Below are 7,941 nucleotides of genomic sequence, written 5' to 3'. Positions count from 1 at the left end.
AACGCTTGTGCGGCACTCCAACGAACAGAGGAATCTTTATCCTGCAAAGCATTAATTAAGGCAGATACCGCTTCTTTGCCGATTTCTCCTAACGCCTTTGTGGCTCTCCTACGAAGATCGTAATTTTCATTCTGCAAAGCATTAATTAAGGCAGATACCGCTTCTTGGTTGCCGATTTTTCCTAACGCCTCTGCGGCACTCCTACGAACATCGGAATCTTCATGCTGCAAAGCATTAATTAAGGCAGATACCGCTTCTTGGTTGCCGATTTTTCCTAACGCCTTTGCGGCACTCCAACGAACAGAGGAATCTTCATCCTGCAAAGCATTAATTAAGGCAGATACCGCTTTTTGGTTGCCGATTTCTCCTAACGCCTCTGTGGCACTCCAACGAACAGAGGAATATTCATGCTGCAAAGCATTAATTAAAAAAGTAACGGCATCTTCTGAGTGAGTGATACTCAAAAACTCAACTTTAAGTAATTTATGAATGTCTAACTTTAAAATTAAATCGACTGTTTCTTTCTGATGCTCCCGCTTTACTTCTCCTGCCAACCTTGCCCCTAACTGCAAATCCACATCTAAGGCTAACTTCACCACTCGTAAAGCCTGCCTTTTATCACCCACTAAGCCCAACATCAACGCTACAGTTTCTGTCCACTTCAAAGAATTCAGATAATCCTGTTTCAGCTTCTCATCACTAATATTATCAAGCTGTAAGAGTAGAAATTCTGCGGCATAGTATTCCTGAATTAGCTGGTGGCGAAATTCAATCTGGTTACCTGTCCCCAATTGAATTAAGTGATACTTGAGCAAATCTTCTAGCCAGTCTCTTGCACAATTCTCACTAAAAGCTACTTTCTTCTGTAAAAATGTCGCTAAAACATTCCTCGCTTGCTGTTTAGAAATAGTTAATCGCAACTCAGTCGAATTATCGCCTTGCATCATTACAAATGCTAGATGCTGCAATAAATCAGCCTCCCATTCAGGTAACCCTTCAGCAATTGGTACATTTTCTTTGAGTTTGTGATACTCTCCAGAGAACCAACGAAACAACTCACCTAAACTAGTAGGAATTTGTTTAGCATCATTGAATACTTCACACAGCATCCACAATAACAACGGCGTTTCCGCCAATTCTCGCAAGCGTCCAGCCAACTGTCGCAGCATTTCATCACCCAACTCTGAATAGGCGCGGACAAAATGCTGCATCTGCGCTTCTGTGAGGGGTTGCATTTCCAGTTTTTTTTCAATACCTAAATCACCCCCCATTCCCAAATACCGCGTAGTAAAAATCATCGGCGTGACTCGGCGGTATTTCTGCCGAAATCCGTCTAAATCTCGTCTAGCTTCATCGTTGGGTAATTCATTCAAACCGTCTACAAGCAACAAAAATTGCCCTGTAAACAGTAGATTTTCAATTTCTTCGCTGTTGAGGTCTAAGCTATAGCGAGTCAAAAAGTCCCGAATTAAATCCAGCACCGAAGTTTTGTAGCGCCTTAACTCCACTAGCACAGGAATTTTCTGATTTTCTTCTCTTTGTTTCCCCTTTTGAGCTTCTTCCCACAACAAACGTTCTAAAGCTGTAGATTTCCCTGAACCAGGTTTGCCTACTAGCAATACATGGTCGGATGCATACTTCCGTAACCCTTCGAGGATATTTAACCGTTCAATTTTTTCTGTGTCTGGTGCTTCACCTTCTTGTTGGTGTGGTACTGTTTGCACCATCAAACTCAAATCTAAGCGTCTGCGCGATTTTTTGGGTTCAAGTCTTTGACGGTCTATGGCATCAGTTGGTGTGTATAAATCTTGCCAATCTCTATATGTGTCATTCTCGCTCAGAGATTCTAGATACGTTTGAAAATCTATGCTGTGGTCTGCAACCATAGTAGTCAATTGACCGAGGACTTTTAAGCGCTCTTTTATAGACTACACAATAAAACGCTCAATCTTTTGTATGGTGTCCTACAAACGAAGTAATTGGCGGGCTGCGCTCAACTTGAAGAATATCTGATAAGCATTTCAAAATTTTTTGATGTACTACCTAGATTTTCAATCCTCCCTAACCCCCCTTGCCAAGGCTACGGTGTATATGCAAGTCTGAAATAGCTGATTAACCAAGGATTTTACCCCACCCTAACCCTCCCCTTGGAAAGGGGAGGGAACTAGATTCCTGTCTCCCCCCAATGCATCGGGGGGATTAAGGGGGGTAATTTGACTATTGAATTTTACTCAACTGACGATCGCACCCGACACCCCATTCATAGATCCATTTGCAGAAGAAACCTTAACAGAATCACCTGCTAAAGAATTGGTGACTTTAGAATTGCCTAGTACGCTTTGCTTCTTCTTGGTATTACCTCGTCGCGCACCACCCGCCATCTCGTATTCTGGGCTGGTTTTACCGTAACGGCTGCCAACTCCTAGTAACATTTTTTCTGATATCGCTATTACAGCCTTTTCGGCGTTATTCACGTCATCTGTGAGTTTATCAATGGTAGATAACGCAGTGTTGTAAGCAGCAAGCTTAGACCGGAGATCGTTAATTGTCATGGTGTAAGCTTGTATAGTCAATCCTTCGCCAAAGTCAAGTTCTACACTGATAGATTGTAAACTTTCAATCCGGCGATCGGCTCGTTCTAAAACGCTGGAATTTCTTTTACGACGTGCCATAATGCATCTCTGCTACTAGGTTATTAGTACTGTTTTATACCACGGTATTTCTGATTGTCATGGGGAAATATAACAAATCAGTTGCGATTGGATCTGAAAAAATTTAGTTAATTTTACTTAGACTATATTTTCTTCCAGGTAATAAATAGATTCATAAGTTCGTTACAACAATTGCTGCAATGATTTAAGCCTTTCTTATACATGGAAGAACATTTGTTGCAAAGTATTAAACATTTGCAGCAACGACTTATACATTTGCTAGAAAAACTTAAGCCTTTCTTATACATGAAAGAACATTTGTTGCAAAGTATTAAGCGTTTGCAGCAACAACTTATACATTTGCTAGAAAAACTTAAGCCTTTCTTATACATGAAGTAACATTAGCTGCAAAGGTTTAAGTTTTCACAGTTTCAACTGTAAGAGCGTAGGCGTAGCCCGTCGTAGACATCGCTTTTGCTTGTTGTCTGAGATAATACCTCTTACGGCGACAGCGCAGCAAGCAAATCTCCGTTGATGATCCTTGAGGTTGGTTTGCTGACTGTGGTCTATTCAGATGAAAACCGCTATAAGATTTGGTTAGGGTCTGAATCCATATCTAAATCTTCTTAGTTCAATACTCAATTCCTGGTTGTGCTTTCACACCTTGATCGCGGAAAGGGTGCTTAACTAGGGTCATTTCAGTTACTAAGTCAGCACGCTCAATTAAAGCAGGTGGTGCACCTCTACCTGTGAGAATAACGTGCTTGTTAGCGGGTTTTTCCGCCAAACCTGCTAAAACGTCTTCTACTGGTAAGTAAGCCATTTTGAGGGCGATATTGATTTCATCTAACAATACCACTTGAAAGTCTGGATTGCGGATGTATTCTAATGATTTTTCCCAGGCGGCGCTAGCTTTGTCAAGATCGCGATCGCGGTCTTGAGTTTCCCAGGTAAAGCCCTCGCCCATTGCGTGAAATTCTATCTGGTCTTCCCAATAACTGAAAACCGTTTTTTCGGAAGGTTCCCAGCTACCTTTGATGAATTGAATGATTGCTACTTTATACCCATGACCGAGCGATCGCAACACCATCCCCAAAGCCGCAGTAGTTTTACCCTTACCGTTACCAGTATTTACAATAATTAACCCTTTTTCTGGTACAGCTTCTGCTATGCGCTTGTCTTGCACTTCTTTGCGTCGCTGCATCTTTTTGCGGTACTGTTCATCAGTCAGAGATGAAGACATTACCTCATCAATCAAGCGCCCAATTTCTTGGTCTGAATTCAATTCTTGCGGTGTATCGTTTTTCATCAAGCTTGTCTAGAAATAACTGTTATAAGTGCTGAGTATGAACCAAAATCGTCTTACTTATCCAATTTCACTTAAATTACTTGATTGAAAATATCCAGTAATTTTTCATGTGAAATATTAATAGTGTGTTAGCTTTATTAACGATTTGCAGACAAGTGGAAATATATATGATATACAAGCTCAACTTATAATTTTAGTTCACTATTACTTTTTTAAATATTTAATATGTTCATTAAAGCACTTTACCTGTAAAAGATTATTATCTCCTTTGGTATAGTCATAAGTTAGACTAATAACCAAAGGCATTGACTTAAATATCAGGAGTATGATGTCTAATATCACAAGTTATGCATTTATGGATGTTGTTGTTTCCATTTTTCCCATAAAGCTTGCGTATCCTCTGGTTGCCCATCATAGTTGAGCAATTGGTCTGAAATTATCACCCATGACTGGGCACTGCGTGTCCAAATATTACCCACTGGGCGTAACCAACTGGTATCATCTAAGGTTCCAGCTTTGACATTGATAGTATCTGGCTTGTAAGTCCTTTCATGGAACAATCGTGTTCCGCAGTCGCCACAAAACAGGTTATTTACTTCACGTCCGCTATCATTTTTTCGAGTCCAAGTTTTCGGTTTTCCTTGAACAATTACAACAGCATCTCGTAATACTGTAAGAGACATACCAAAAGCACTAGAAGATTGTTTCTGACACTCCTTGCAATGGCATAGGTATAGAGTTAAAGGTTGAGCATGAATTTCATAACGAATATGTCCACATTGACAACCTCCAGTATATGGAAGATTCACAGCTTTTCTCTCCTGATAACTTGTAATACTTTCTTGTAACTAAAATTATTTCAATCTGAAAGCGAGTTTTGGTAAACACAAACAAAAAATACGGGGACATGAGAAAATTTTCATTATCTACACTTTTTTAATCTTCTTCATCCAATTCATCATCCTCACTCCAATACTGTTGAGGTGCATTTCCGTAAACTTCTAAAATCTTCGGTTTTTTGATTTTGTTATCAGGTGGATTAATTGCTTCTAATTGCACATCAAATTTCCAGTTGTCACCAAAATCATAAAGATAGGTCATTTTCCCACCTAGTTCTAGAGACAAATCACCAATCTGCACTTGGTCAGCAAATGGAGGTGTTTCCATGTAGGCATGACCGATTTTGATTATACGACCAAAATGGTCTTTATAACTAAACTCGTACAGGTGATCGTAATCAAAGTCAAAAGCATCGAGAATTATCTCTGCTAACCAGCTTAATGGTTTTTTTGCTGGTATAGCAATGCGTCGCCAAGCCTTAAAAAGGGAGACTTTGAAAATATAAATACCATCAGTGAAGCCTTGCTTGGGAACAAGTAAATTATGCTCCCATTCTGGAAAAAATGGTTGAAAATGTGACTGCAATTTTCCAAAACTTATATTTACATCATCCTGTAATTCTCCTCGTATACCTAATGGAAAAAGGAATTGCAACAGAGCATCTCCAAAGGGTAAGCGTTGTAAACTAGTAATGCGCCACCCCTTGCCTTCTTGTGGTTTACCATGTTTGATAGATAACAATCCAAATAACTCTAACAGGGCAACATTATGCAGACCGGGGTAGTAACTAATATTGTTTTGATCTTCATATTTAGGAAATTTTAAACCTTTATCTGGAACGCGAGGCCAAAGTTGAATACATCTAAATAAATTCCCTAATGAATCTTGATGTTCGCCCAAAACTTCGTTATTTCCCCAAATTAACCAGACTTCTAATAAGTTGAAATAGCGTTCTGTTGGATTGAGGCTTAACCATGATTGCAAAGTTGCGGCGTCTAAAACTAAAAACTGCTTCTTTCCTTCGGATTTAATTTGAGCTATCCCAGAACTGCGTAATAACAGATATAGTCCATTAATGTAAGGGTATGATTTTTGTACAGGGCGTTTGAGTTTAGTTTCAATTGGGTGACTTAACCGAGAATTAACTTCTGATAGTACTTTTAGTGGAAGAAGATTATTAACACTACTAACTTCTACTCCATTTGGTTGTAAGAAATCTATCAGAGTTTGAAAGTCATGCAAAATTGTACCGGGTTGATTTTGATCAATACTAAGTTCTTGTAGGAGTTTTTGTTGCGATTCTGTTAGGGAAGGTAGTTCAGGATTGAGTGTGCGTTCTAGTCGCGCAAATAAATCTTCCATAAATAAAAATTCTAAATTCTAAATTCATAATTTCACCTTCTGTGTAACCTGTTTTATTTATACTATTACTACAGAGTTTCTCCTGATAAACATTGAACTGCAAAGTGTCACAACAGGACTATCAACACCGTAAGTTTAATGAAATATAAATAATAATATTTTCACCTTCTACTTGACAATCCCAGGAATTTGATATGAATAGTAACATTCGCCTACAGATGATTTTAGCTGATACACGCATTAATACAGTATTAAGAGCGATCGCTCAACTAAATCTACCTAACTGGTGGTTAGCAGGGGGTGCAGTCCGAAACACTGTTTGGTCTTCAATTTTTGGCAATGACTGTGAGTTAGGTGTTAAAGATTTTGATATTGCATTCTTTGATATAGAGGGAAACCGTTCCCAAGAACTAGCAGCAAAGGCGACTCTCACAGAACAATTTCCTAATGATGAGTTTGATGTCAAAAATCAAGCCAGTTTTGCTCGTTGGCGGCTTGGTAGCAGACCTTACACTAGTACAGAGGATGGCATTACAGATTGGCTGCACACTGCTACCGCTGTGGGAGTTAGACTAGATGTCCAAGGACAATGGCAATTTTTTACACCTTACGGGTTGGATGACTTATTTAGTGGCATTATTCGACCTACGCCAACGCATACTCATAATTTAGATGCTCATAATAAGGCATCTGGATTTTTACAGAAGTGTCCTTATCTGCGCTTGGCATAAAAGTTACAATAAAATCGGTTTAGCCGTTAGTTTCCGCTACAAGGAAATAATCGCTTTTTAATTTACAAACCTTGCATACCGAAGCACAATGTTAATAATTTTCTACGTACTGATAATAAAACGAACAGACATAAACTGATATTCAGCAGGGAAGCTCTTTTATATATTTGGAGAGTATTTTAAAGCTGTAGAAAATGCTAGTTTGTACACAAGAACGCAAGAGAAATCTCAAGAATTAGAACAATCGATAAAAGATTTACAAAAAGCGCAACTACAACTTATCAATAGTGAAAAAATGTCTTATCTGGGTAATTTAGTTGCAGGTGTAGCAATCTATTAGTCGGCAAATTATAGTTAAAAATCATGGTGGAAATTTGATTTGTGAATCAGTATTGGGACAAGGGACACAATTTATAATTTCTATTCCAATTTTGGGAGAACAAGGAATTTTTGATAGTTTTAGCAGCAGATTCATGACTTCTCAAAGAAGCTTATACCAATTTAAAAAAAGAATGCGACAGATACATACACCCAAAACTTTGTGATGTCTGGCTTTCTTAATTTTGAATTTTGTTAGCGAGTCCGCGTTCGCGCAGCGTCTCGTAGAGAGCGTCATTTTGAATTTTGAATTGGTATTACTTACCCTTTACAGTATTCTTGTACTATATTTTCTCCTTGACTGTGCCAGCTGTGTAAGTCCTGATTGCCTAAATACAAGAAGAATATGAATAATATACAAAGCTTAGTACTTGTGTATACATTTCTCAGCCAATAATGTGAAGATTATGCAAAGATGAGTATTTAAGCATAGACATATAAGTAAAATATTGACTATGTAGTTATTTTGAGGATCTTGAGATATTCTGTTTTCAAGTTAGACACCCACAGATAACAGCCAACTATGAGGGCATCAAAATCTTTTTCTCCATCAAAAGTCAACTTTTGACTATTTTCTCTTCTAGTAGGATTTAGGCACTGGCAAAAAAATAAATATATGAAGGATGAATTTTAGTCATTGAAACCGAACTTTTCGATACTGCAAAGAGTG

At 38.4% G+C, this 7,941-nt stretch carries 7 protein-coding genes; 2 read left to right on the top strand and 5 right to left on the bottom strand.

Annotated features, from left to right (window positions below):
• The 5 genes from V7K56_RS14275 to V7K56_RS14255 all read right to left on the bottom strand — a co-directional run.
• A partial coding sequence (locus tag V7K56_RS14275; RefSeq protein WP_334911477.1) for an NACHT domain-containing protein occupies positions 1–1,886 on the bottom strand: 1,886 nt, incomplete at its 3' end.
• 345 nt (positions 1,887–2,231) lie between these two features.
• Complete coding sequence (locus tag V7K56_RS14270) at positions 2,232–2,672, bottom strand: hypothetical protein (RefSeq protein ID WP_334911475.1); 441 nt, start codon at positions 2,670–2,672, stop codon at positions 2,232–2,234.
• A gap of 610 nt (positions 2,673–3,282) precedes the next feature.
• Positions 3,283–3,960, bottom strand: coding sequence for a cob(I)yrinic acid a,c-diamide adenosyltransferase (gene cobO / locus V7K56_RS14265; protein ID WP_334911473.1), 678 nt, complete (start codon positions 3,958–3,960; stop codon positions 3,283–3,285).
• Positions 3,961–4,313: 353 nt separating this feature from the next.
• Positions 4,314–4,769 carry a GFA family protein gene (locus V7K56_RS14260; protein WP_334911471.1) on the bottom strand — a complete coding sequence of 152 codons (456 nt, stop codon included), beginning with the start codon at positions 4,767–4,769 and terminating at the stop codon, positions 4,314–4,316.
• Positions 4,770–4,896: 127 nt separating this feature from the next.
• Positions 4,897–6,162 (bottom strand): plasmid pRiA4b ORF-3 family protein, encoded by a 1,266-nt coding sequence (locus tag V7K56_RS14255; protein ID WP_334911469.1) that lies wholly within the window; start codon positions 6,160–6,162, stop codon positions 4,897–4,899.
• Between the two features lie 194 nt (positions 6,163–6,356).
• Here V7K56_RS14255 and V7K56_RS14250 point away from each other — a divergent pair, with 194 nt between their 5' ends.
• Both V7K56_RS14250 and V7K56_RS14245 read left to right on the top strand, forming a co-directional pair.
• A complete protein-coding gene (locus tag V7K56_RS14250; RefSeq protein WP_334911467.1) occupies positions 6,357–6,893 on the top strand; it encodes a nucleotidyltransferase family protein in 537 nt (178 codons plus the stop codon).
• A gap of 202 nt (positions 6,894–7,095) precedes the next feature.
• A complete protein-coding gene (locus V7K56_RS14245; RefSeq protein WP_334911465.1) occupies positions 7,096–7,233 on the top strand; it encodes a hypothetical protein in 138 nt (45 codons plus the stop codon).
• The last annotated feature ends 708 nt before the right edge of the window (positions 7,234–7,941 follow it).

It is taken from the genome of Nostoc sp. (assembly GCF_036917535.1).
Lineage (GTDB): Bacteria > Cyanobacteriota > Cyanobacteriia > Cyanobacteriales > Nostocaceae > Nostoc.
Note: the sequence above shows the minus strand (reverse complement) of the source record. Positions and strands in the feature narration are given on the sequence as shown.